The 22960-nt window shown below is 70.3% G+C and carries 13 protein-coding genes and 5 pseudogenes; 4 read left to right on the forward strand and 14 right to left on the reverse strand.

The features are described 5' to 3' along the window. Together RUMESO_RS15535 and RUMESO_RS25255 are read right to left on the reverse strand one after the other, a co-directional pair. Window positions 1–821: S8 family serine peptidase (locus RUMESO_RS15535; protein WP_037281460.1), on the reverse strand; the 821-nt coding region annotated here is incomplete at its 3' end. A gap of 92 nt (window positions 822–913) precedes the next feature. Then, window positions 914–1117 carry a hypothetical protein gene (locus RUMESO_RS25255; RefSeq protein WP_156362969.1) on the reverse strand — a complete coding sequence of 68 codons (204 nt, stop codon included), beginning with the start codon at window positions 1115–1117 and terminating at the stop codon, window positions 914–916. A gap of 648 nt (window positions 1118–1765) precedes the next feature. Here RUMESO_RS25255 and RUMESO_RS15540 point away from each other — a divergent pair. After that, a pseudogene (locus RUMESO_RS15540) lies at window positions 1766–2284 on the forward strand (alkaline phosphatase PhoX); the annotation flags it as partial. Between the two features lie 1033 nt (window positions 2285–3317). Here RUMESO_RS15540 and gcvP read toward each other — a convergent pair. The 7 genes and pseudogenes from gcvP to cycA all read right to left on the reverse strand — a co-directional run bounded on the left by gcvP (window position 3318) and on the right by cycA (window position 12860). Next, a pseudogene (gene gcvP, locus RUMESO_RS15545) lies at window positions 3318–6111 on the reverse strand (aminomethyl-transferring glycine dehydrogenase). 64 nt (window positions 6112–6175) lie between these two features. Continuing rightward, window positions 6176–6538 carry a glycine cleavage system protein GcvH gene (gcvH, locus tag RUMESO_RS15550; RefSeq protein ID WP_037281462.1) on the reverse strand — a complete coding sequence of 121 codons (363 nt, stop codon included), beginning with the start codon at window positions 6536–6538 and terminating at the stop codon, window positions 6176–6178. A gap of 11 nt (window positions 6539–6549) precedes the next feature. Beyond that, window positions 6550–7692 carry a glycine cleavage system aminomethyltransferase GcvT gene (gene gcvT, locus RUMESO_RS15555; RefSeq protein ID WP_037281463.1) on the reverse strand — a complete coding sequence of 381 codons (1143 nt, stop codon included), beginning with the start codon at window positions 7690–7692 and terminating at the stop codon, window positions 6550–6552. Further along, a complete protein-coding gene (lipA, locus tag RUMESO_RS15560; RefSeq protein WP_037281464.1) occupies window positions 7685–8641 on the reverse strand; it encodes a lipoyl synthase in 957 nt (318 codons plus the stop codon). The genes gcvT and lipA overlap by 8 nt, the downstream gene beginning before the upstream one ends. Window positions 8642–8648: 7 nt before the next feature. Further along, window positions 8649–10036: pseudogene (gene lpdA / locus RUMESO_RS15565) on the reverse strand (dihydrolipoyl dehydrogenase). Further along, the gene (gene glyA, locus RUMESO_RS15570) at window positions 10029–11306 is read right to left on the reverse strand and encodes a serine hydroxymethyltransferase (RefSeq protein WP_037281465.1); all 1278 of its coding nucleotides are present in this window, start codon (window positions 11304–11306) and stop codon (window positions 10029–10031) included. Before glyA (RUMESO_RS15570) ends, lpdA begins: the two are co-directional and overlap by 8 nt. A 69-nt stretch (window positions 11307–11375) precedes the next feature. Further along, on the reverse strand, window positions 11376–12860 hold the full coding sequence (gene cycA / locus RUMESO_RS15575; protein ID WP_051521381.1) for a D-serine/D-alanine/glycine transporter: 1485 nt from the start codon (window positions 12858–12860) through the stop codon (window positions 11376–11378). A 405-nt stretch (window positions 12861–13265) separates the two neighbouring features. On the opposite strand from cycA, the gene RUMESO_RS15580 reads away from it, so the two are divergent. After that, window positions 13266–14171: a LysR substrate-binding domain-containing protein gene (locus RUMESO_RS15580; RefSeq protein WP_037281466.1), complete on the forward strand. Its 906-nt coding sequence runs from the start codon at window positions 13266–13268 to the stop codon at window positions 14169–14171. A gap of 262 nt (window positions 14172–14433) precedes the next feature. Then, window positions 14434–15066 (forward strand): NADPH-dependent F420 reductase, encoded by a 633-nt coding sequence (locus RUMESO_RS15585; RefSeq protein WP_037281467.1) that lies wholly within the window; start codon window positions 14434–14436, stop codon window positions 15064–15066. A gap of 345 nt (window positions 15067–15411) precedes the next feature. Here RUMESO_RS15585 and glyA (RUMESO_RS15590) read toward each other — a convergent pair whose 3' ends face one another. The 5 genes and pseudogenes from glyA (RUMESO_RS15590) to RUMESO_RS15610 form a co-directional block, all read right to left on the reverse strand. After that, entirely contained in the window at window positions 15412–16680 is a 1269-nt protein-coding gene (gene glyA, locus RUMESO_RS15590) for a serine hydroxymethyltransferase (RefSeq protein WP_037281468.1), read from the reverse strand. Between the two features lie 73 nt (window positions 16681–16753). Beyond that, window positions 16754–17263 carry a sarcosine oxidase subunit gamma family protein gene (locus RUMESO_RS15595; protein ID WP_037281469.1) on the reverse strand — a complete coding sequence of 170 codons (510 nt, stop codon included), beginning with the start codon at window positions 17261–17263 and terminating at the stop codon, window positions 16754–16756. A 25-nt stretch (window positions 17264–17288) separates the two neighbouring features. Continuing rightward, window positions 17289–20289 (reverse strand): annotated as a pseudogene (locus tag RUMESO_RS15600) (sarcosine oxidase subunit alpha). Continuing rightward, complete coding sequence (locus RUMESO_RS15605; protein ID WP_037281470.1) at window positions 20286–20588, reverse strand: sarcosine oxidase subunit delta; 303 nt, start codon at window positions 20586–20588, stop codon at window positions 20286–20288. Before RUMESO_RS15605 ends, RUMESO_RS15600 begins: the two are co-directional and overlap by 4 nt. A gap of 8 nt (window positions 20589–20596) precedes the next feature. Continuing rightward, window positions 20597–21850, reverse strand: coding sequence for a sarcosine oxidase subunit beta family protein (locus RUMESO_RS15610; RefSeq protein ID WP_037281471.1), 1254 nt, complete (start codon window positions 21848–21850; stop codon window positions 20597–20599). A gap of 90 nt (window positions 21851–21940) precedes the next feature. Here RUMESO_RS15610 and RUMESO_RS15615 point away from each other — a divergent pair. Continuing rightward, a pseudogene (locus tag RUMESO_RS15615) lies at window positions 21941–22956 on the forward strand (GlxA family transcriptional regulator). The last annotated feature ends 4 nt before the right edge of the window (window positions 22957–22960 follow it).

Raw genomic sequence — 22960 nt, forward strand, 5'->3', positions numbered from 1 at the left:
GAGGTGCCGTTGAAGGTGGTCGTGTAGTTGCCGGCCGTGTAGCCGGCCGCCCCCGTCCGGTCCGTCGTGACCACCTGGCCCGGCGTGCCAAAGGCCGACACCAGCAGCGCCGCCCCGTAGCTCGAATAGAACGACACGAAGCCGTTCTGGTCCACCGCCCCCACCACCACCTGCCGCGTGTCGTTCGTCCAGTCGTCCGCGTTGACGTCGAAATCGGCGCCGCGCTGGTTGCCGGCCGCCTTGGTAATCGTCATGCCGAGGCCGCCGCGCCCCTGGTTCACGGCGGTGCCGATCGAGGTCTCGATCTCGTCGAAGCGCAAGGCGTTGTAGCCCACGCCGAATTCGCTGTTGGTGTCGTTGGAGATAGCCTGGCTGATGTTGGCCACGTCGCCCAGCGCGCTGGTGGCGGCGTTGGCGATGGCGTCGCGGACGTTCTGCAGCCAAGCGTCGCTGATGGTGCTCAACGTGCGGTAGCCGACGAGCTGCGTCCGAAACGCGACCCCGGCCCCGCCCACGTTGTTGTTGCCCACCGCCCCGATGATCCCGGTGACCGCCGTGCCATGGGCATTGGCCGCCGTTCCGAAGGGATCGCCGTCACCCTCGGCAAAGTCGAAGTCGATGGAGGTGTTGTAGTTGCCGAGCAGATCCTCGTGGACGTAGTCGAAGCCGTCGTCGATGATGACGGTGCGCGTCCCCAGGCCGTTGTAGGCTTCGCCCTGGCTGGGGCTCCAGACCGACGCCACGTTCAGGTCGAACAGACCCGCGGTGTGGTTGATGAGATGCCACTGTTGACCCAGCAGTGGATCGTTTGGTAACGGCATTTTATCATCCTCCAATCAAGACTACCACGGAGGAATCCTGCCTGACGATCAGCCTCTCAGATTTGTATGATTATTCTTCTTCAAAATTCTTCTCACCTCTCGATGCCAAGCTCGTCCTCGACCACGATCACGGTGCCGATGCAATTCGTCGTAACCGCGTAGAAGCCACTCACGGTCACACGGTCACCGATCGAGATGGCCGGAGACAAATAGGAAACCGAATGAACGACACCGTCGTCATCTCGGAGCTGCGGGCAATTCACGGCATCTCCCTGTGTCACCCGGACACCGGTCACGGAGACCTTCTCCGAGCCCTGCGCCTCAAGGCCCGGGGGGGTGCGAGACCAGGACCATTCCCGTCCGGATTCATGCGGGGCTCGGTTGCGCAGGAGACTTGGGGATGCTGGTCGCCCGCAGGATCGTCGGCCGGAGCAGCGGACTGGGCATTCGGCAGGCAATTACCGAGGGATCCGCCGGATTCCGCCTCTGCGGCGCACCCGGATGCAAGGCAGATCGCGCCCACATTCACCAACGACATCATGCAAGGCGGAATCAATTTGCTGCCGAGTCTCGTTCCCCTCTCCATCTTGGCGTGACCTCACAAGAACTTGGCCAACTCGGGAAATGTCCCAAAGCTGCGGAAGGACAGTAACTATCGAAGTACAGGTCGTCTCAGGGAACTTGCGACACCCAAGATTATGCGCCTTTATTTACCCGACGTAAACAGGTTGTTGCAGTGGCGGGATCGGAAGCCCCCCGGCGCCGGCACGGCTGGACGAAGCCCGACAGCTTCCTTCGGCGCCCGCGCGCTCCTTGGGGCCGGACGCCGTTCCGGTCAGGGGACGCAGCCCTCATCCGCAGGATGGCGCGGCGAGGGCCTGTCCCCGCTGGCGCTCCAGGCCCCGTGACGGCGAGGTGACCCGCACGGGAGCTCGCGGCTCGAGGGCATCTTCTACTCGGCCCGGGACCGGATGCTCTACATCGTGGACACCTCATCCGGGAGGGACACCGACCCGGAGTCCGACGACTTCGGCAAGGAGGGGCCCGGCGACGGGTCGGTCTGGACGCTGGACCCGGCGACGGACCGGCTGACCTGCCTCTTCCAGTCCGAGAACCCACAGGCCGGGAACAAATTCGACAACATCATCGTCTCCCCGCGCGGCGGCGTGCTCCTCTGCGAGGACGGCGGCGGGGTCGAGGACACCTTCGGGACGGGCGAGCGGCTGATGGGCCCGACGCCCGCCGGCGAGACCTACCTCTTCGCCAAGAGCAACGTACAGCTTTCGGCGACCGACATCCGGCAGGCGGGCAAGTCGGCCGAGTTCGTCAAGGACGGTGACTACCGCGACACCGAGTGGGTCGGGGCGACCTTCGATCCCTCGGGCCGGTGGCTCTTCGTGAACCTCCAGACGCTGGGGATCACCTTCGCGATCACCGGGCCCTGGGAGCGCGGCCTGCTCTGAGCTTGTGACGGGTGTCCGGCCGCCCCTGTCCCGGGGCGGCCCTTCCCATCCGGCCCGAACGGTCCGAACGGCGGCCATCCGCACGAGACCGCCCGCCGCAGACGCCGAGGCTTCCCGAGCCGTCCCCGCCGGTCGGCGCCCCCACGTCGTGTCGGCGGTCACCCTTCACGACCGGGACAGGTGGGACCGGGGCGGTCCCCGTCGCCGGGGCACCGGCCGGAGCGTCGGCTGCGGCGCAGCCGATGGCGGCGCAGACCGTTCAGCAATCGACGCCAGACGACCCGGAGGTCTCCCACGACGGTCGATCCCACTGGACGCCACTCTCCTTGCGTCCTTAGCCGAGGATCGCTCGACAGCGTGGACAAGCCGCCAGGGCGTCCCTTTCCTCCCCTGCGGGCAGGACACCTGGGAACGCCGTCGCATCGTCGCCTGCGTCGGCCCGGCGCAAGGCATCGGGCAGCCGCTCGCCACGGAGAAACCGTCCTCGAACCGAAGCGGACGAGGCCATGTCCCAAGAACCGGGTTCCCCGACGAGCAGCGGGGTCGAACGGACGATCCCGCATCCGCCGCGACCTCCCGCTCCGGCGTTCACGCTTCCTTAACCTTTCTCTGCCAAGGTGATTCCTGTCCCTGGGTCGCCAGCCCGGCGGGGTCGGGGGAGGTGCGCCCAGCGCCCGGGTGCCCGCGCCACGGCGTGACCAATGCCGCCTTCGTCGAGGCCGAGTCACCTCGCGCCCGCAGCCGACCCCGGCCGCGCCATTGGTCGGCAAGGTCACCATCCGCCCCAGCGCCGCATTCTCTCCGTCGGCGGCGACGGCATCAACCGAGAGCCAATCGTCAGGCGCACCGTCAAGCAGGCGGCCACGGCCACCTCGCCCGCAGCTCATCGAGGGAGGGCGCGGCGGCCATCATGGCCTCCACCGCGTGAAAGGACGACGGCGTCCGGCGCCGATCCTGAAGATGTCGAAGATCGACGGGGGCATGGCCCTGCCCCTCATGGTACGGGCGGCCCCGAAGGGCCGCCCGGCGTGGCTCACTCGGCGGCGAGCGCGTAGTCCTCGACCGGCGGGCAGGAGCAGATCAGGTTCCGGTCGCCGTGGACGTTGTCCACGTGGTTCACCGGCGCCCAGTACTTGTCCACGCGGAAGGCCCCGGCCGGGTAGCAGGCGGCCTCGCGGTCGTAGGGCCGGTCCCAGGCGCCCACGAGGTCCTCGACCGTATGCGGCGCGCGCTTCAGCGGGTTGTCCTCGGCGTCGAGCCTGCCCTCGGCGATGGCCTCGGCCTCGGCGGCGATGCCCAGCATGGCCGCGACGAAGCGGTCGAGCTCGGCCTTGGGCTCCGACTCGGTGGGCTCGACCATCAGCGTGCCGGCGACCGGCCAGCTCATGGTCGGGGCGTGGAAGCCGCAGTCGACAAGGCGCTTGGCCACGTCGTCGACGCTGACCCCGGCGCGGTCCTTCATCACGCGCGTGTCGAGGATGCACTCGTGCGCCACCCGGCCGCCTGCCGAGCTGTAGAGGATCGGATAGGCCCCTCAGCCGCGCCGCGATGTAGTTCGCGTTCAGGATCGCCACCTTGGTCGCCTGCGTCAGCCCCTCGCCGCCCATGAAGAGGCAATAGGCCCAGGAGATGAGCAGGATCGAGGCCGACCCGTAGGGCGCCGAGGAGACCGCCCCCGCCTCCCGCGCCTGCGGGTCGCCCGGCAGGTGCGGCACGAGATGCGCCTTGACCCCGATCGGCCCCATGCCGGGACCGCCGCCGCCATGCGGGATGGCGAAGGTCTTGTGCAGGTTGAGGTGCGACACGTCCGACCCGATGTCTCCGGGCCGCGAGAGCCCGACCATCGCGTTCATGTTCGCGCCGTCGAGGTAGACCTGCCCGCCGTGCCGGTGCGTGATCTCGCAGATCTCGCGCACGGTGGTCTCGAAGACGCCGTGGGTCGAGGGGTAGGTGATCATGCAGGCGGCGAGGTTGGCGGAATGCGCCTCGGCCTTGGCGCGGAAGTCGTCGAGGTCGATGTCGCCGTTCGGCGCCACGCCCACGACGACGACCTTCATGCCCACCATCTGCGCCGAGGCGGGGTTGGTGCCGTGCGCCGAGGTGGGGATCAGGCACACGTTCCGCTGTCCCTCGCCCCGGGCCCGGTGGTAGGCCTGGATCGTCAGGAGCCCCGCATACTCTCCCTGCGCGCCGGAGTTCGGCTGCATGGAGAAGGCATCGTAGCCCGTGATCTGGCAGAGCTTGGCCTCAAGGTCCGCGATCACCTCGGCATAGCCCGCCACCTGCTCCGTCGGCGCGAAGGGGTGGACGTCGGCGAATTCGGGCCAGCTCAGCGCCATCATCTCGGCGGTGGCATTGAGCTTCATGGTGCAGGAGCCGAGCGGGATCATGGCCCGGTCGAGCGCGAGGTCCCGGTCCGCGAGGCGCCGCATGTAGCGCGTCATCTCGGCCTCGGCCCGGTTCATGTGGAACACGGGATGCGTCATGTAGGCCGAGCGGCGCACCAGCGCCTCGGGAAGGCGGTAGTCGTGCGAGACGTCGTCGTCCGCGCGGTCGATGCCGAAGGCGCGCCAGATCGCCTCGGTGTGCTCGCGCCGGGTGCGCTCGTCGAAGGCGATGCCGATCCTGGTCGTGCCGATGCGGCGCAGGTTGATCCCCTCGGCCTCGGCCGACTTGAGGATCGCGCCCTGGACCTCGCCGACCTCGATCGTCACCGTGTCGAAGAAGGCAGCGGGCTCGACCTTGTAGCCGCGCGCCTCCAGCCCCTTCACCAGCCGCACGGTCTTGCGGTGGATGCGTTCGGCGATGGCGCGCAGGCCCTCGGGCCCGTGGAACACGCCGTACATCGACGCCATGACGGCGAGCAGCGCCTGCGCCGTGCAGACGTTGGAAGTCGCCTTCTCGCGCCGGATATGCTGCTCGCGCGTCTGGAGCGACAGGCGATAGGCGCGGTTGCCCCGCGCGTCCACCGACACGCCGACGATGCGGCCCGGCATGGAGCGGGTGAGCGGGTCCCGGACTGCCATGTAGGCCGCGTGCGGGCCGCCATAGCCCATCGGCACGCCGAAGCGCTGGGTGGAACCGACGGCGATGTCCGCCCCCATCTCGCCCGGAGCCTTGAGGACCGTCAGCGCCAGCGGGTCGGCGGCGACGCAGGCCAGGGCCTTCGCCTCGTGGAGGGAGGCGATCACGTCCGTGAAGTCGTGGACGTGGCCGTAGGTGCCTGGATACTGGAAGATCGCGCCGAACACGCGGGCGGGCTCGAGGTCCGAGAAGGGGTCGCCGACGATCACCTCCCAGCCGAGGGGCTCGGCCCGCGTCTGGATCACCGCGATGGTCTGCGGGTGGCAATGGTGGTCCACGAAGAAGCCCTTGGCCTTCGTGCGCGCCGAGCGCTGGCAGAGCGCCATGGCCTCGGCCGCCGCCGTGCCCTCGTCGAGGAGCGAGGCGTTGGCCACGTCGAGCGCGGTCAGGTCCGCGACCATGGTCTGGAAGTTCAGCAGCGCCTCCAGGCGGCCTTGGCTGATCTCGGGTTGGTAGGGCGTGTAGGCCGTGTACCAGGCCGGGTTCTCGAAGATGTTGCGCTGGATGGCGGGCGGCGTGACGGTGCCGTGGTAGCCCTGCCCGATGAACGAGGTCATCACGCGGTTCGTCGAGGCGACCCCGCGCAGGCGATGCAGCACCGCCTGCTCGGACAGCGCCTTGCCCCAGGCCAGCGGCTCGCGCAGGCGGATGTCGGCGGGGACGATGCCGTCGATCAGGGCGTCCAGGCTCTCGGCGCCCACGGACTTGAGCATCTCGGCCATCTCCGCCGGGCTGGGGCCGATGTGCCGCCGGTTGGCGAAGTCGTAGGGGGGCGTATTTCGTCTCGGTGTAGGTCATGGCGTCCTCTCAGCCGACCGAGGCCAGATAGGCGGACTCGTCCATGAGCCCCTCGGCGTCGGACGCGCGGGCGAGCTTCAGGCGGAAGAACCAGCCCCGGTCCTGCGGGTCGGCGTTCACGATGGAGGGGTCGTTGCGGATCGCCTCGTTGACCTCGACGATCTCGCCCTCCAGGGGGCAGTAGACGTCGGAGGCGGCCTTGACCGACTCCACCGTCGCGGCGGCGTCGCCCTTGGCGAGGGTCGCGCCGACCTCGGGCAGGTCCACATAGACGAGGTCGCCCAGTTGCTCGACGGCATGGGCGGTGATGCCGACCGTGGCGACGCCATCGGCCAGGTTCAGCCATTCGTGGTCTTCGGTGAACTTCAGCATGGCGGGGGTCCTTAGCTGCGCTTGTAGCGGGGGGTGACGAAGGGAAGGGTCGCGACGGCGACGGGAAGGCGCTTGCCGCGCACGTCGGCCCAGAGGCGAGTGCCAGGGGTGGCGAGCGCGGTCGGCACATAGCCCATGGCGACCGGCGCCTCGGCGGTGGGGCCGAAGCCGCCCGAGGTCACGTGGCCCACGGGGGTCGTGGCGGCCTCGTCGGCGTAGAGGTCGGCGCCGCCCCGGATCGGGGCGCGGCCCTCGGGGGCGAGGCCCACGCGGCGGGTCGGCGCGCCGTTCTCGAACTCGGGCAGCACGACGTCGGCGCCGGGGAAGCCGCCGGCGCGGGCGCCGCCCGTCCGGCGGACCTTCTGGACGGCCCATTCCAGCGCGGCGGCGACCGGGGTCGTCGTCCTGTCGATGTCGTTGCCGTAAAGGCAGAGCCCGGCTTCGAGCCGCAGGCTGTCGCGGGCACCGAGGCCGATGGGCTGCACGTCCGGGTTCTCGAGCAGCGCCTTGGCGAGCGCCTCGGCGTGGGTGCCGGGGACGGAGATCTCGTAGCCGTCCTCGCCCGAGTAGCCCGAGCGGGAGACGAGGCAGGAGATGCCGAGGATCGAAAGCTCGCGCAGGTCCATGAAGGCCATGTCGGCGGCCTCGGGCGCGAGCTTCGCCAGCGCGGATTCGGCTGCGGGGCCCTGGAGCGCGATCAGGCCGCGGTCGGTCAGTTCCTCGATCTCGCAGGCGTCCGAGAGGTGGGCGCGCAGATGCGCCACGTCCTGCGCCTTGCAGGCGGCGTTGACCACGAGGAACAGGTGGTCGCCCCGGTTGGCGAACATCAGGTCGTCGAGGATGCCACCCTTCTCGTCGGTGAAGAGGCCGTAGCGCTGCCGGCCGGGCTTGAGCCCCAGCACGTCCACGGGGACCAGCCGCTCCAGCGCCAGCGCGGCGTCCTCCACCCGGCCCGAGCGCGGGCGCAGGATCACCTGGCCCATGTGGCTCACGTCGAAGAGCCCGGCCTTGGCGCGGGTGTGAAGGTGCTCCTTCATCACGCCGGGGGCGAACTGCACCGGCATCTCGTAGCCGGCGAAGTTCACCATCTTGCCGCCGAGCGCGATGTTGAGGTCGGTCAGCGGCGTACGGTTCAGTCGGACGGTGTCATCCATGGGTGGCCTCCGTGAGGGCGGGTCGAGTGCGGCGGGCGGCCTGGAGAGCGGCGAAGCCCTCCCCGGCGTGGAACGAGGACCGCGTCATCGGCGTGGCCGAGACGGCGAGGAAGCCCTTGGCGCGGGCCATGGCCTCGATGCGGGCGAAGTCCTCGGGCGGGACGAAGCGGTCGACCGGGTGGTGGCGGGGGGTCGGCTGGAGATACTGGCCGACGGTGAGGAAACCGACGCCGGCGACGCGCAGATCGTCCATCACCTGCCGGACCTCCTCCAGCGTCTCGCCCAGGCCGACCATCAGGCCGGACTTCGTGACGACGCCGGGGTCGCGGCGCTTGGCGTCGTCGAGGAGGCGCAGCGACTGGTAGTAGCGCGCGCCGGGGCGAACCGAGGGGTAGAGGCGCGGCACCGTCTCGAAGTTGTGGTTGAACACGTCGGGGGTGGCGTCCACCACCTCGGTCCAGGCCTCGCCCTTGTTGAGGAAGTCGGGGACGAGGACCTCGATGGTCGTGCCGGGGCAGCGGTGGCGGACGGCACGGATCGTGCGGGCGAAGTGCCCTGCCCCGCCGTCGTCCAAGTCGTCGCGGTCCACCGAGGTGATGACGACGTGGCGGAGGCCTAGCGTTTCCACGGCCTGCGCGACGCGGGCGGGCTCGAAGGGGTCGAGCGCGTCGGGGCGGCCCGTGGCGACGTTGCAGAAGGCGCAGCCGCGCGTGCAGGTCTCGCCCATGATCATCATGGTGGCGTGGCGCTGCGACCAGCAGGCGCCCCGGTTGGGGCAGGCCGCCTCTTCGCAGACGGTGGAGAGGGCGTTGTCCCTGAGGATGCGGCGGGTCGCGGCGTAGCCGGGGCCCTCGGTGCGGGCGATGCGGATCCACTCCGGCTTGCGGGGCGTGTCGCTCGCGGGCCGGTGGGCCTTCTCGGGGTGGCGGGGGCGCTCGTGGAACGTCATGGCATCCTCACGCGTGGAGCGGCTGGCCCAGGGCGGCGAGGCAGGCCTCCTTGACCGCCTCCCCATCCCGGGATGGGCGTGCGAGCTCCGGGCCACGTCGGACAGGGTCGCGCCCTTGGCGATGGCGAGGACCAGCTCCTGGATCAGCTCGCCGGCGTTGCGGCCCAGGATATGCGCCCCGAGGATACGCCCGGTCTCGGCGCAGCCCAAGACCTTCACGAGGCCGTCCGTCGTCCCCATCGCCCGGGCGCGGCCGTTGGCGAGGAACTGGAAGCGGCCGGCGACATACTGCCGCCCCGCGTCCTTCAGCGCCTCCTCGGTGGCGCCGAGGCTCGCGACCTCGGGCGAAGTGTAGACGACACCGGGGACCTGCCCGTAGTCGGGGGCATGGGGGGCGAGGCCGGCGAGGGCCTCGACGGCATTGATGCCGTCCTCCTCGGCCTTGTGGGCCAGCATGGGGCCGGGCACGCAGTCGCCGATGGCGAGGATGCCGGGGACGCTGGTGCGGAAGGCGGAGTCCACCTGGATGAAGCCGCACCCGTCCATCGCCATGCCGAGCGCCTCCAACCCGAGCCCCGCCGTGCGCGGACGGCGGCCGACGGCCACGAGCACGGCGTCGGCAGAGATCTCCTCGGCGGCGCCGGTGTCGCGGCGCTCCAGCGCGATGCGGGCGCCGGCGTTGGTGCGGGTCACGCCAAGGACCTTGCGGTTGAGCGCGAAGCCGAGCCCCTGCCGGCCGAGAAGGCGCTGCGCCGTCTTGGCGCTCTCGCCGTCCGCGCCGGGGAGGATGCGGTCGAGGTATTCGACGACCGTCACCTTGGCGCCGAGGCGGGACCAGACCTGCCCGAGCTCCAGCCCGATCACGCCGGCGCCGATCACCGCGAGGTGCTCGGGCACGCGATCCATCGCCAGAGCGCCGGTCGAGGTGAGGACGACCTCCTCGTCGATCTCCGCGCCGAGCAGCGGGACGGTGTCCGAGCCGGTGGCGATCAGGATCGCGCGGGCGGCGAGGGTCTCGTCGCCGACCTGCACGCGGCCGGGGGCGGGGATGGTGCCGCGCCCGGCGACCCACTCGACGCCGTTCTTGCTGAAGAGATGCGCGATCCCCTTGGTCAGGTCGCCCACGACCTTGTCCTTGCGGGCCATCATCTTGGAGAGGTCGAAGCGGATCTCGCCCGCCTCAATGCCGTGGGCGGCGAGGTGGCGCGCCTCGGCCAGATGCTCGGAGGAGGCGAGGAGCGCCTTGGAAGGGATGCAGCCGACGTTCAGGCAGGTGCCGCCAAGGGTCGGGCGCTCCTCGACGCAGGCGACGGAGAGGCTAAGCTGGGTGGCGCGGATCGCGGCCACGTAGCCGCCGGGGCCCGCGCCGATGACGACGAGGTCGAACTCACGCATGGCCCGCCCCCCCATAGAGCGGGAAGTGGCGGCAGAGCGCGAGCACGCGTCCGCGCACCTCGGTCTCGACGGCCGGGTCGCCCTCGGGGTCGCGGCGGAGCGCGTCGAGCACGTCGCCGATCAGGTGCCCGATCTCGCGGAACTCCTGCGCGCCGAAGCCGCGGCTGCAGCCGGCGGCGGTGCCGAGGCGGATGCCCGAGGTGACGGTGGGCTTCTCCGGGTCGCCCGGCACGCCGTTCTTGTTGCAGGTGATGCCCGCGCGCTCCAGCGCCTCGGCGGCGGCGTTGCCCTTCACGCCGAGCGGGCGGAGGTCCACCAGCATCAGGTGGTTGTCGGTCCCACCCGAGACGATGGCCGCGCCGCGCGCCACCAACACCTCGGCCAAGGCGCAGGCGCTCTCGACCACGTTGCCGATGTAGTCGGTGAAGGCGGGGTCCAGCGCCTCGGCGAAGGCCACGGCCTTGGCGGCGATGACGTGCATGAGCGGCCCGCCCTGCAGGCCCGGGAAGACGGCCGAGTTGATCTTCTTCGCGATCCCCTCGTCGTTCGTCAGGATGATCCCGCCCCGGGGGCCGCGCAGGGTCTTGTGCGTGGTCGAGGTGACGACATGGGCGTGCGGCATCGGGCTCGGGTGGTGGCCGGTCGCCACGAGGCCGGCGATATGGGCCATGTCCACCATCAGGTAGGCGCCCACCTTGTCCGCGATCTCACGGAAGCGGGCGAAGTCGATGACGCGGGAATAGGCCGAGGCGCCCGCGATGATGAGCCTAGGCCGCTCGGCCAGCGCGAGCGCCTCGACCTGGGCGTAGTCGATCAGCCCGTCGGTGCCGACGCCATAGGTCACGGCATGGAACCACTTGCCCGAGAGGGCGGGCTTGGCGCCGTGGGTCAGGTGGCCGCCGGCGTCGAGGCTCATGCCGAGGATGGTGTCCCCCGGCTGAAGAAGCGCGAGCATCACCGCGCCGTTGGCCTGCGCGCCGGAATGCGGCTGGACGTTGGCGAAGCCCGCGCCGAAGAGTTGCCTCACCCGGTCGATGGCCAGTTGTTCCACCGTGTCCACATGGGCGCAGCCGCCGTAGTAGCGCCTGCCGGGGTAGCCCTCGGCATACTTGTTGGTCAGCACCGAGCCCTGGGCCTGCATGACGCGGCGGCTCGCATGGTTCTCGGAGGCGATCAGCTCGATCTGGTCCTCCTGCCGCCGGCGCTCGGCCTCGATGGCGGTCCAGAGCGCGGGGTCGGCGTCGGCGATGTCGAGATGGGCGTCGAACATGGCGGGTGTCCTCGGGTGGGGGTGGGGGCGGGACGCGGGGGTCGCGTCCCGCCGGGGGCGCAGGTCGGGTCAGCCCCGGCCGGAGGCGAGGGCGGCGACGCCGGGGTCCTCGGCCAGCTCGTGCTGGAAGGCCTCGTACTGCCTGAGGTGGCGCGGTTGCCTGCGGACGAAGCTCCAGGCGATCCCGAGGGCCACGAACCAGACCGGGGTCACGAGCAGCGCCTGCAGGGTGTCCGCCTGCTGGGTCAGCGCCCAGAGGATGAAGGCGAAGAAGGCGAGCACGGCCCAGCACATCGGCACCCCGCCCGGCATCTTGAACCGCGAGGCTTCGTGCAGGTCCGGCCGCTTGCGGCGGTAGGCCATGTAGCTGACCAGGATCATGGTCCAGACGAACATGAAGAGCAGCGCCGAGATCGTCGTCACCAGCGTGAAGGCGGCGAGCACCGTCTCGCCGGAGAAGAGCAGGACCAGCGACGCCAGCAGGAACACGCAGGAGAAGAGCAGCGCGTTCACCGGCACGTGGCGGCCGTTCAGGCGGCCCAGCGCAGCCGGCGCGTCCCCCTCCTGCGCGAGGCCGTAGACCATGCGCGAGGTGGAGTAGATGCCCGAGTTGGCCGAGGAGGTCGCCGAGGTCAGCACCACGAAGTTCACCACCGAGGCCGCGATCCCGAGCCCCGCGAGGGCGAACATCGAGACGAAAGGGCTGTGGCCGGGCACGATCTCGCGCCAGGGCGTCACCGCCATGATGGCGACGAGGGCGCCGACGTAGAACAGCAGCACCCGGACCGGGATGGCGCGGATGGCGCGCGGCAGGGTCGTCTCGGGGTCGCGGGCCTCGGCCGCCGTGGTGCCGACGAGCTCGATGCCCACGAAGGCGAAGACGGCGATCTGGAAGCCGGCGACGAAGCCCATGAAGCCGTTCGGGAAGAGGCCGCCGTCGTTCCAGAGGTTGGAGATCCGCGCGACCGAGCCGTTCGGCGCGACGAAGCCGCGCGTGACCATGACGACGCCGGTGAGGACGAGCGCCGCGATGGCGACGATCTTGATGATCGCGAACCAGAACTCCAGCTCGCCGAAGGCCTTGACCGAGGGCAGGTTCAGCAGGAGCAGCACGAGGATCGTTGCCAGCGCCGGAATCCACAGCGCGAGGGCGGGCCACCAGAACGAGATGTAGCCGGTGATCGCCACGATGTCGGCCACGCCGGTGACGATCCAGCAGAACCAGTAGGTCCAGCCGACGAAGAAGCCCGCCCAGGGCCCGATCAGGTCGGCGGCGAAGTCCGCGAAGGACTTGTAGTGCAGGTTGGACAGGAGGATCTCGCCCATCGCCCGCATGACGAAATACAGGAAGAAGCCGATGATCGCGTAGACGAGGATCACCGACGGCCCGGCGAGCGAGATCGTCTTGCCCGAGCCCATGAACAGGCCCGTCCCGATCGCCCCGCCGATGGCGATGAGCTGGATGTGGCGGTTGGTGAGATTGCGCTCGAGGTGGGACTCCTCCACCCGCGAATGCGGCGCGACGGCGCCCTGTCGGCTCTGTGCGATGGTCATGTCAGGCCCTTCCAGTCTGGGTCTCCGCCGTGCCGGCGAAGGGGCCGCTCAGCCGGCCGGGGGATTGGTGCGGTTCCGTCACGAAGGTCTCTCCTCCCTTCACTTGCCTCATCAGCCTCAGGACGGCCCGGCTCTCCTGTCCCGGCGCGTCTCGCGGCCCGGGTCCTCCCGCCGGTCGGCGATGGACACCCGGATCGTCCGTCTCCGGGATTGGCCGCGCGCATCGAGCCGCCCTGCCCTCCGCGCGGGATGCACGAAGGACCGCCGGCGAAGCGGGTCGCCGGGTGGTGGATGGCAGGAGGACTTGGCGGCCCGATCTCTCGGACGGCGGCAACATACAGGGAAGTTGACATTGGGAAAGTTCATAATCTAAATCTTATCATTTCTGGGACTCATGATAAGGCCATGCAGAACATCCCAACCGAGCTCCTGCGCACCTTCGTCAAGGCCATCGACTCCGGCAGCTTCACCCGCGCGGCCGAGCTGGTCGGCCGCTCCCAGTCGGCGGTGAGCCTCCAGATCCGCCGGCTGGAGGAGGTCGTGGACGCCCGGCTGTTCCAGCGCGACGCCCACAAGCTCCAGCTCACGCCCGAGGGGAAGTCGCTCGCGCAGTTCGCCCGGCGCATCCTCGCGCTCAACGACGAGGCCCTGGCCAGCCTGCGGCAGCCCAGCGTCGCCGGGCGGGTCCGCCTCGGCGCCCCGCACGAATACACGGCCTCGCTCCTGCCCGAGTTCCTGGGCAAGTTCGCGCAGTCGCACCCCAACGTCATGCTCGAGGTGACGAGCGACCTCAGCAAGAACCTGCTCCGGCGCCAGCAGAACGGCGAGTTCGACCTCGTCATCGCCCTGCACGACGAGTCGAGCACCCCGGACGGCGAAAGGATCTTCACCGAGCCGCTCGTCTGGATCACCAGCGCCGACCATGCCCGGCACGAGCAGGACCCGCTGCCGCTCGTGGTGGCGCCGCCGCCCTGCATCTACCGGCACCGGATGTTGCAGGCGCTGAACCAGCTCGGCCAGCCCTGCCGGATCGTCTATCTCAGCTCGAGCTACAACGGCATCTCGGCGGCGGTCCTGGCGGGCCTGGGCGTGACGGTCATGGCGGGCAGCACGACGCCGCAGGGTGTCCGGATCCTGGGGGAGCAGGACGGCCTGCCCTCTCTCGGCCAGTTGGAGTTGCGGCTGCATCGCACACCGCACAATTCGACCGAGGCGATCGCGCGACTGGAGCACTACATCGCGGAAAGCTTCGCCGGTGCCGGTCTCGTCGGGGATCGCGGCGTCGGGAAGATCTGGCGCAAGGGGGAGTGACCACGGACTCCCTGGCCCAGGACCGGAGCACCGTGACTATGGCATGTCCACCGGCAGGGTGAGCCCACGCCGCGGGCCAGGGACGACGACCCAAGCGCCATGCAAGCTGCCATTCCCCTCCTGCCGGATCGTCCGAACGGTGATAGCTTCCATTGCGGATGTAATGATCTGCCATCAACCCTGATTATCATCTGATTGAACATGACCGATGTTCCCCATGTCGACGGCGCCGAAGGGAGCGCCAATCAGCAGGAGAACGGACATGCACATCGGCATCCTCGGAAGCGGAAACATGGGCCAGGGCCTGGCCTCGCTCCTTGCCAAGGCAGGCCACCGCATCGCCTTGGGCGACCGCGATCCGGTCCGGGCCGAGGCGAACGCGCAAGGTCTCGGGGGCGGCGTCACCGGAACCGATCTCGCCTCGGCCGCCCGGGGCACCGACCTCGTCATCCTGGCCCTCCCCTACGAGGCGGCGGCCGAGGTCGTGGCGGAGATCGGGGGCCTGGCCGGGCAGACGGTGATCGACATCAGCAACCCGGTCCGCCCCGACTACTCGGGCCTCAGCATCGGCCACACCACCAGCGCCGCCGAGGAGATCCAGAAGGCCGCACCCGAGGCCAAGGTCGTGAAGGCCTTCAACACGACCTTCGCCCAGGTCCTCCAGGCGGGAGGCCGCGCGGGCGGTGAGCCCGCGACCGTGTTCGTCGCCGGCGACGACGAGGGCGCGCGCGGGACGGTGGCCGATCTGGTGCAGGGGCTAGGGCTCCGGGCGATCGACGCGGGCGACCTCACAGCCGCGCGCCTTCTCGAGCCCCTGGGTATGCTCAACATCCGGCTCGGCTACGGCCTGGGCCGCGGCACCGACATCGCGCCCGCTTGGCTGGGGAACGCCTGACCGTCCCGCTCCGCAGTCGGAACGAACTGCGCGCGGCGTTGTGACCCCTCTGAATGGATGGGCCGCCCCCGCCCTGATCGCCGGCGGCGGCCCAATTCAGCGGGAACCCATGCTCTGCGCCCTCGACCTGCCCGACACGCGCATGACCGTCAGTCTAGGGCCCGTCGAGCGCAACCGGGGCTCGATCCGGGCGCCGAGCCCGACAGGCATCGTGCCCAAGGCGCCAGCCACGAGTTGCCGACCGGGCCGGATCAGCCCGGCACGTACAGGGCTCATCCTCCTGCACCCATGGGCAACAGCATCGACGTCGGCCTGCACGACCTCGACGGCGGACAGGTCCGTTGGTCAGTCGGCGTAGATCGGGAAGGCGCGGCAGAGGGCGTGGACCCCGGCCATCACCTCGGTCTCGGTCTCCCGGTCGCCCTCGGGCCCATGCTCGGCGACGCCTTTCAGGACGCGCAGGATCATCGTGCCTATGCTCGCGAACTCGGCCTCGCCGAAGCCGCGCGTCGTCCCGGCGGGCGTGCCGAGGCGGATGCCGGAGGTCACGAAGGGCTTCTCCGGGTCGAAGGGGATGGCGTTCTTGTTGCAGGTGAGGCCCGCGCGCTCCAGCGCCTTCTCCGCGTCCTTGCCCTTCACGCCGAAGGGGCGGAGGTCCACCAGCACCATGTGGCAGTCGGTCCCGCCGGACACGATGTCCAGGCCGCCCTCGGCCAGCACCCGCGCGAGGCGCTGGGCGTTGGCGACGACGCGGGCGGCATAATCCTTGAAGGACGGGTCCAGCGCCTCGCCGAAGGCCACGGCCTTGGCGGCGATCACGTGCATCAGCGGCCCGCCCTGGTTGCCGGGGAAGACGGCGGAGTTGAGCTTCTTCGCCAGCGCCTCGTCGTTCGTGAGGATCATGCCTCCGCGTGGGCCGCGCAGGGTCTTGTGCGTGGTCGTCGTCACGACATGGGCATGGGGCAGCGGGTCGGGGTAGAGCCCGGCGGCCACGAGGCCCGCGTAGTGGGCCATGTCCACCATCAGGTAGGCCCCGACCTCGTCCGCGATCGCACGGAAGCGGGCGAAGTCCATGGCGCGGGGATAGGCCGAGGCGCCAGCGAGGATCAGCTTGGGCTTCGTTTCCAGCGCGCGGCGGCGCACCTCGTCCATGTCGATGCGGTGGTCGTCCTCGCGGACCTCGTAGCTCGCCACGTCGAACCACTTGCCGGACATGGTGACGGGCGAGCCATGCGTGAGATGACCGCCATGGGCGAGCGAGAGGCCCATGATGCGGTCGCCGGGCTGCAGCAGCGCGAGGAACACCGCCTGGTTCGCCTGCGCGCCGGAATGGGGCTGGACGTTCACGAAGCCCGCGCCGAAGAGCCTCTTCGCGCGGTCGATGGCCAGCGCCTCCACCACGTCGACGTGCTCGCAGCCGCCGTAGTAGCGCTTGCCCGGGTAGCCCTCGGCATACTTGTTGGTGAGGACCGAGCCCTGGGCCATCAGGACATCGCGCGAGACGATGTTCTCCGAGGCGATCAGCTCGATCCCGTCCTGCTGGCGAGACAGCTCATCGGCGATGGCGAGCGCGATCTCGGCGTCGCGGAAGGCGGGCGTGGCGAGGTCCTTCATGGCGGTCCTTTCGGGCAAAGCGGGGCCGCGACCCCGGCGCGCGGGGCCTTGGGGGAGCGACGTGAGGGCGGCGCTAGAGGCCGAGCGCGAGCTCGCGGGCGCCCCGGGTCAGGAGGTCCTCGACGTGGGAGGCGAAGCTGCGCCAGACCGAGAGGGTGAAGCGGTCCTCGGTTTCGCGGACCAGGATCGCCTGAACCCCGTCGAAGACGGTGCGGGCGCCGCGCCCGACCTCCATCCGGCCGACCTCCCGGGCGATGCCGACGGAAAGGAGGTCGAGCGCGCCCGGCCCCTCGATCAGGAACGTGACCTCGCGGTCGGTGACCTCGACCAGCGCGTGGGGGATGTGGCCGGCGAGCGCCGTCGCGGTCTGCCCGGCCTCGCCCTCGGGCACGTCGATCTGCCATTCATCGGGTCCGAGGCACAGGGCGCGGCGAGCCCCCTGCGCGGCGGTGCGGCCGATCCGGTCGGGAAGCGGGAGCCCGAGCGCCGCCTCGGCGGCCTCGCGGTTCTCGGGCCTCAGGCGGAGGGAGAAGCGCGCGGCCAGCGGCAGGACCGTGACGGCGACGGGGAGCGGGGAAGGTATGGATCTGCGCGGTCATGGGTGCCTCTCAGACCTTGAGCTTCTGGCCTTCGGGATCGACGAAGTTCACGCCGGTCACCTTGGCCCGGATGGTGCGGCCGGGCATCGGGATGTGCAGCGTCTCGCCCTGCCGGCCGTGCCCGCCCGCGACCAGCGCCATGGCGATGGAGCGGCCGAGCGTCTCGGACCAGTAGGACGACGTGACGTGGCCGAGCATCGTCATCGGGATCGGCTGGCTCGGGTCGGCGACGACCTGCGCGCCCTCCTCCAGCACCGTGCCCGGGTCCTCGGTCAGGAGGCCGACGAGCTGCTTGCGGCCCGGGGCGACCATGTCGGGACGGATCAGCGACCGCTTGCCGACGAAGTCCTTCTTCTGCTTGCCGATGGCCCAGTCGAGGCCCGCGTCCTGCGGCGTCACGGTGCCGTCGGTGTCCTGGCCCACGATGATGAAGCCCTTCTCGGCGCGCAGGACGTGCATCGTCTCGGTGCCGTAGGGCGTGATCCCGTAGGGCTGGCCGGCGGCCCACAGCTTCTCCCAGAGGGCGCGGCCGTGGCGGGCGGGGACGTTGACCTCGAAGCCGAGCTCGCCGGTGAAGGAGACGCGGAAGAGGCGCGCGGGCAGGCCCGCGACGGTGCATTCCGCGACCGCCATGTGCGGGAAGGCGGCGTCGGAGAGGTCGAGGCCCTCGACGAAGGGCTCCAGCAGCTTGCGGGCGTTGGGGCCCTGGAGCGCGACCACGGCCCATTGCTCGGTCGTGGAGGTGAGCCAGACGTCCAGGTCGGGCCATTCGGTCTGGAGGTAGTCCTCCATCATGTTGAGCACGCGGGCCGCGCCGCCGGTCGTCGTGGTGATGTGGAACTTGTCCTGCGCCAGCCGCCCCATCACGCCGTCGTCGCGGATGAAGCCGTCCTCGCCGAGCAGGAGCCCGTAGCGGCAGCGGCCCGGCTGGAGCTTGGCCCAGGGGTTCGTGTACATCCGTTCCAGGAAGGTCGCCGCGTCGGGGCCCATGACCTCGATCTTGCCCAGCGTCGAGGCGTCGAAGATGCCGACGCCGGTCCGCACCGCCTTGCACTCACGCGCGACGGCCTTGTGCATGTCCTCGCCGGGCTTGGGGAAGTACCAGGCGTCGGCGCCAGAGCGAGACGGGCTCGTAGACGGCGCCGTGCTCCTCGGCCCAGGCGTCCATGGGGGTCTTGCGGGTGACCTCGAAGTGGCTGCCCCTGTGGTAGCCCGCGAGCGCGCCGAAGGTCGTGGGCGTGTAGGGCGGCCGGAAGGTGGTCAGGCCCACCTCGGGCGCCTGCTTGCCCAGGGCATCGGCGGCGATCATCAGCCCGTTGATGTTCGAGAGCTTGCCCTGGTCGGTGGCCATCCCGTTGGTGGTGTAGCGCTTGACGTGCTCGATGGAGCGCATCCCCTCGCGCACGGCGAGGCGGATGTCCTTGGCGGTCACGTCGTTCTGGAAGTCGATGAAGGCCTTGGCGCGGCCCGGGCTGCGGTCGGTCGGCAGCTCCTTGAGGACCACGCCGCCGCCGGCCCGGTCGGCCTCGACCTCAAAGGTCCCGACGCCGCCCGCCCGGCCCACGGCCTTGGCCGCCGCCGCGCCCGCCCTGGCGCCGTCCTCCAGCACCGCCGCGATGCCCCAGAGCCCACGGCCCGCGCCGGCGATCTGGCATTCCTCGGTCTTGCGGTCGGGGAGGAAGGCCCCGGCCTCGGCGTCCCAGGCGAGCGAGCCCTTGGTGTGCGAGAAGAGGTGGAGCGAGGGCGTCCAGCCGCCGCACATCAGGAGCGCGTCGCAGGCGATGGTGCGGGCCTTGCCGACGCGACCGTTCCGGACGGGGTTCACCCGCACCGAGGCGACGCGGAGGCGCCCGGTCGTGCCGGTGACGGTATGACCGGTCAGGACCTCGATCCCGAGCGCCTCGGCCCGGGCGGTGAGGACGCGCGGCACCTCGGCGCGGACATCGACGATGGCCGCGATCTTGACGCCCGCATGGGCGAGGTCGAAAGCCGAGTGCCAGGCGCTGTCGTGGCTCGTCACCACGGCGGCGCGATTGCCGACCTTGACGCCGAAGCGGCTGAGGAAGGTCTGCGCCGCACCCGCCAGCATGACGCCGGGGCGGTCGTTGCCGTCGAAGACCATCGGCTTCTCGATGGCACCCTGCGCGAGGACCACCTGCCCGGCCCGGACCCGCCAGAGCCGCTCGCGCGGGGCACCCTCGGGCACGGTCGCGAGGTGGTCGGTGAGGCGCTGGCAGAGGCCCACCATGTTCTGGTGGTAGTAGCCGATGGCCGTCGTGCGGGTCATCAGCCGCACGTTCGGCAGCGACTCCAGCTCGGCGAGGGTCGCGGCGAGCCAGTCCCAGACCCCCTGCCCGTCGATGCGGACGCCGGGCTCGGAGAGGAGCGTCCCGCCCATCTCGGCGTGCTCGTCGACAAGGACCGTCGAGGCGCCGGACCGCCCGGCGGCGAGCGCGGCGGCGAGGCCGGCGGGGCCGGAGCCCACGACCAGCACGTCGCAGTGGAGGTTGCGGCTCGCGTAGTGGTCGGGGTCGATCTCGGTCGGCGACTTGCCGAGGCCGGCGGCGCGGCGGATGAAGGGCTCGTAGACCTTGTCCCAGAAGGACCGGGGCCACATGAAGGTCTTGTAGTAGAAGCCCGCCGAGAAGAGCATGTAGAGCCGGTCGTTGATCGCGCCCACGTCGAAGGACAGCGACGGCCACTTGTTCTGGCTCTCGGCGACCAGCCCCTCGCGGACCTCCTGCATGGTGGCCCGCGTGTTGGGCTCGAAGCGGCCCGGCCCGCGCGAGGTGCCGATCAGGGCGTTGGGCTCCTCGGAGCCCGCCGTCACGAGGCCGCGCGGGCGGTGATACTTGAAGCTCCGGCCCATCAGGTGAATGCCGTTGGCGAGCAGCGCCGAGGCGACGGTGTCGCCCGCGCGGCCCTCGACGGACTGGCCGTCGAAGGTGAAGCGGACCGGCTTGGAATGATCCACCCGGCCGGCGCCGGGGATGCGGAACGCGGCGGTCATTCTGCGGCCTCCTTCAGCGCGTCGAGGTTCGGGCGCGGCTCGCCCGCGCGGTAGGTCATGACGAACTTGTCGCTCACCGTGTCGCGGGCCGCGTTGAAGAAGCGCCCGCAGCCGTGGATGTGCCGCCAACGCTCGAAATGCGTGCCGCGCGGGTTGGAGCGGACGAAGAGGAAATCCTTCCACTCCTCATCCGAGAGGGCCATCGGGTCGGCGGGACGGGCGATGTGCGCCTCGCCGGCATAGGCGAACTCGGGCTCGGGGAGGGTCTCGTCGCAGTAGGGGCAGTGGATCAGGAGCATGATGGACCTCAGTGCGCGACGGCGGCGGCGGCGGCCTCGTCGATCAGCCGGCCGGTGGTGAAGCGTTCGAGCGTGAAGGGCGCGTTGATCGGGTGCGGCTCGTCCTTGGCGACGGTCCAGGCGAGCAGGTGCCCGGCGCCCGGCGTGGCCTTGAAGCCGCCCGTCCCCCAGCCGCAGTTGACGTAGAGCCCCTTGACCGGGAGCTTGCCCAGGATCGGCGAGCGGTCGGGCGTCACGTCCACGATGCCGCCCCACTTCCGCAGCATCCGCATCCGCGAGAAGATCGGGAAGACCTCGCAGATTGCGGCGATGGTGTGCTCGATCAGCGGCAGGCCGCCGCGCTGGGAGTAGCTGACGTATTGGTCGGTGCCCGAACCGATCACCAGCTCGCCCTTGTCGGACTGGCTGATATAGGCGTGGACCGCGTTCGACATGGCGACGCAGGGGAACACGGGCTTGATGGGCTCCGACACCAGCGCCTGCAGCGGGAAGCTCTCCAGCGGCATCCGCAGCCCGGCGGACTGCAGGACGACCGAGGTGTTGCCTGCGGCCGAGACGGCGACCTTCTTGGCCTTGATGAAGCCCTTGGCGGTGTCGACGCCCTGCACCGCCCCGTCGGGGCCGCGCCGGATGGCGATCACGGGGCAGTTCTGGATGATGTCCACCCCGCGCGCCGCCGCCGCCCGGGCGTAGCCCCAGGCCACCGCGTCGTGCCGCGCCGTCCCCGCCCGCATCTGGAGCGCCGCGCCCATCACGGGATAGCGCGCGTCCTTGGCGATGTTGAGCGGCGGGCAGAAGGCTTTGGCCTCCTCGGGCGTGAGCCAGCGGTTGTCCACGCCGTTCAGACGGTTCGAGTGGATGTGCCGCTTGAAGCTTTGGACGTCATGGACGTTGTGCGCGAGCATCAGCACGCCGCGCTTCGAGTACATGACGTTGTAGTTGATCTCCTGGCTCAGGTTCTCCCAGAGGTCGAGCGCGTGGTCGTAGATGCGCGCGCTCTCGTCGTAGAGGTAGTTCGAGCGGATGATCGTGGTGTTGCGCCCCGTATTGCCGCCACCGAGCCAGCCCTTGTCGATCACCGCGACGTTGGTGATCCCGTGCTCCTTGGCGAGGTAGTAGGCGGCGCCGAGGCCATGGCCGCCCGCGCCGACGATGACGACGTCGTATTCGGCCTTGGGCTGGGCGTCGGGCCACTGCTCGCGCCAGTTCTTGTGGCCGGACAGGGCGTTCTTGAGGAGGGCGAAGGCGGAGTAATGGGTCATGGAGGGGGCTCTCGATCGGGGCCTGCCGGATGATGTGCATGATGCCACAGGGGGCGGATCGTGCCTGTATCGTTGCGTCACATCCGTTGTATGCTCGGGACGCCTCCTCGATCCCGGAACCCTGACATGGCCCCCCCTGCCCCGCGTCTCCGCATCGGCTTCATCCTGGCGCCGCGCTTCACGCTCTGCGCCTTCGCCAACTTCGTGGACGTGCTGCGGCTGGCGGCGGACGAGGGCGACCGCTCGCGCCCGATCCTCTGCCGCTGGCGGGTTCTGTCGCCGACCATGGACCCCGTGGAGTCGAGCTGCGGCATCCGCATCAACCCCGAGGAGCGGCTCGGCGACCCCTCGCGCTTCGACTACATCGTGGTGGTCGGCGGCTTGATGAACGAGATCGAGCGGCTGCATCCCGACCACATCGCTTTCCTGCGCCGGGCGGCCGAGGCCGGGGTGTCGCTCGTGGGAGTCTGCACGGGGGCCTTCATCCTGCACCGGGCGGGGCTGATGAACGGCTACAAGGCCTGCGTGAGCTGGTTCCACCACGAGGACTTCCTGACCGAGTTCGACGGCCTCCTGCCCGTCTCGGACCAGATCTTCGTGGTGGACCGCGACCGGCTCTCCTGCTCGGGTGGGGCGTCGTCGGCGCACCTCGCGGCCTTCCTGGTGGACCGCCACATCGGCCCGGCGGCGGCGAGGAAGAGCCTCGCCATCATGATAATCGACGAGGCCATGGGCGCGGAGCGGCCCCAGCCTGGGCTGCCGCTGGAGCTGACGACGAAGGAGCCGCTGGTGAAGCGGGCGCTCCTCGCCATGCAGCAGTCGATGGAGGCGCCGGTCGGCATGACCGAACTCGCCCAGCGGCTGGGGTCGGACGGCGCAAGCTGGAACGGCACTTCGCCGACGCGCTGGGGATCACCCCGCGCGAGGCCGACCGGCGCATCCGGCTGGCGCAGGCGAAGCACCTCCTGGAGCGGAGCGACCGCTCGGTCGCCCGGATCGCCGCCGAGACCGGGTTCTGCGACGCCTCCCACCTGATCCGCACCTTCCGCGAGGCGGAGGGCACGACGCCCGAGGCTTGGCGGATGGCTCAGCGCGCGCCGGCCTGAAACG

Origin of the sequence: Rubellimicrobium mesophilum DSM 19309 (assembly GCF_000600335.2) — a bacterium.
Classification (GTDB): Bacteria; Pseudomonadota; Alphaproteobacteria; order Rhodobacterales; family Rhodobacteraceae; genus Rubellimicrobium; species Rubellimicrobium mesophilum.

Coding starts and splice junctions, on each gene's coding strand:
- gcvH (WP_037281462.1), bottom strand. CDS start 6,538: ATGCTGAAGTTCACCGAAGACCACGAATGGCTGAACCTGGCCGATGGC.
- gcvT (WP_037281463.1), bottom strand. CDS start 7,692: ATGGATGACACCGTCCGACTGAACCGTACGCCGCTGACCGACCTCAAC.
- lipA (WP_037281464.1), bottom strand. CDS start 8,641: ATGACGTTCCACGAGCGCCCCCGCCACCCCGAGAAGGCCCACCGGCCC.
- glyA (WP_037281465.1), bottom strand. CDS start 11,306: ATGTTCGACGCCCATCTCGACATCGCCGACGCCGACCCCGCGCTCTGG.
- cycA (WP_051521381.1), bottom strand. CDS start 12,860: ATGACCATCGCACAGAGCCGACAGGGCGCCGTCGCGCCGCATTCGCGG.
- RUMESO_RS15580 (WP_037281466.1), top strand. CDS start 13,266: ATGCAGAACATCCCAACCGAGCTCCTGCGCACCTTCGTCAAGGCCATC.
- RUMESO_RS15585 (WP_037281467.1), top strand. CDS start 14,434: ATGCACATCGGCATCCTCGGAAGCGGAAACATGGGCCAGGGCCTGGCC.
- glyA (WP_037281468.1), bottom strand. CDS start 16,680: ATGAAGGACCTCGCCACGCCCGCCTTCCGCGACGCCGAGATCGCGCTC.
- RUMESO_RS15605 (WP_037281470.1), bottom strand. CDS start 20,588: ATGCTCCTGATCCACTGCCCCTACTGCGACGAGACCCTCCCCGAGCCC.
- RUMESO_RS15610 (WP_037281471.1), bottom strand. CDS start 21,850: ATGACCCATTACTCCGCCTTCGCCCTCCTCAAGAACGCCCTGTCCGGC.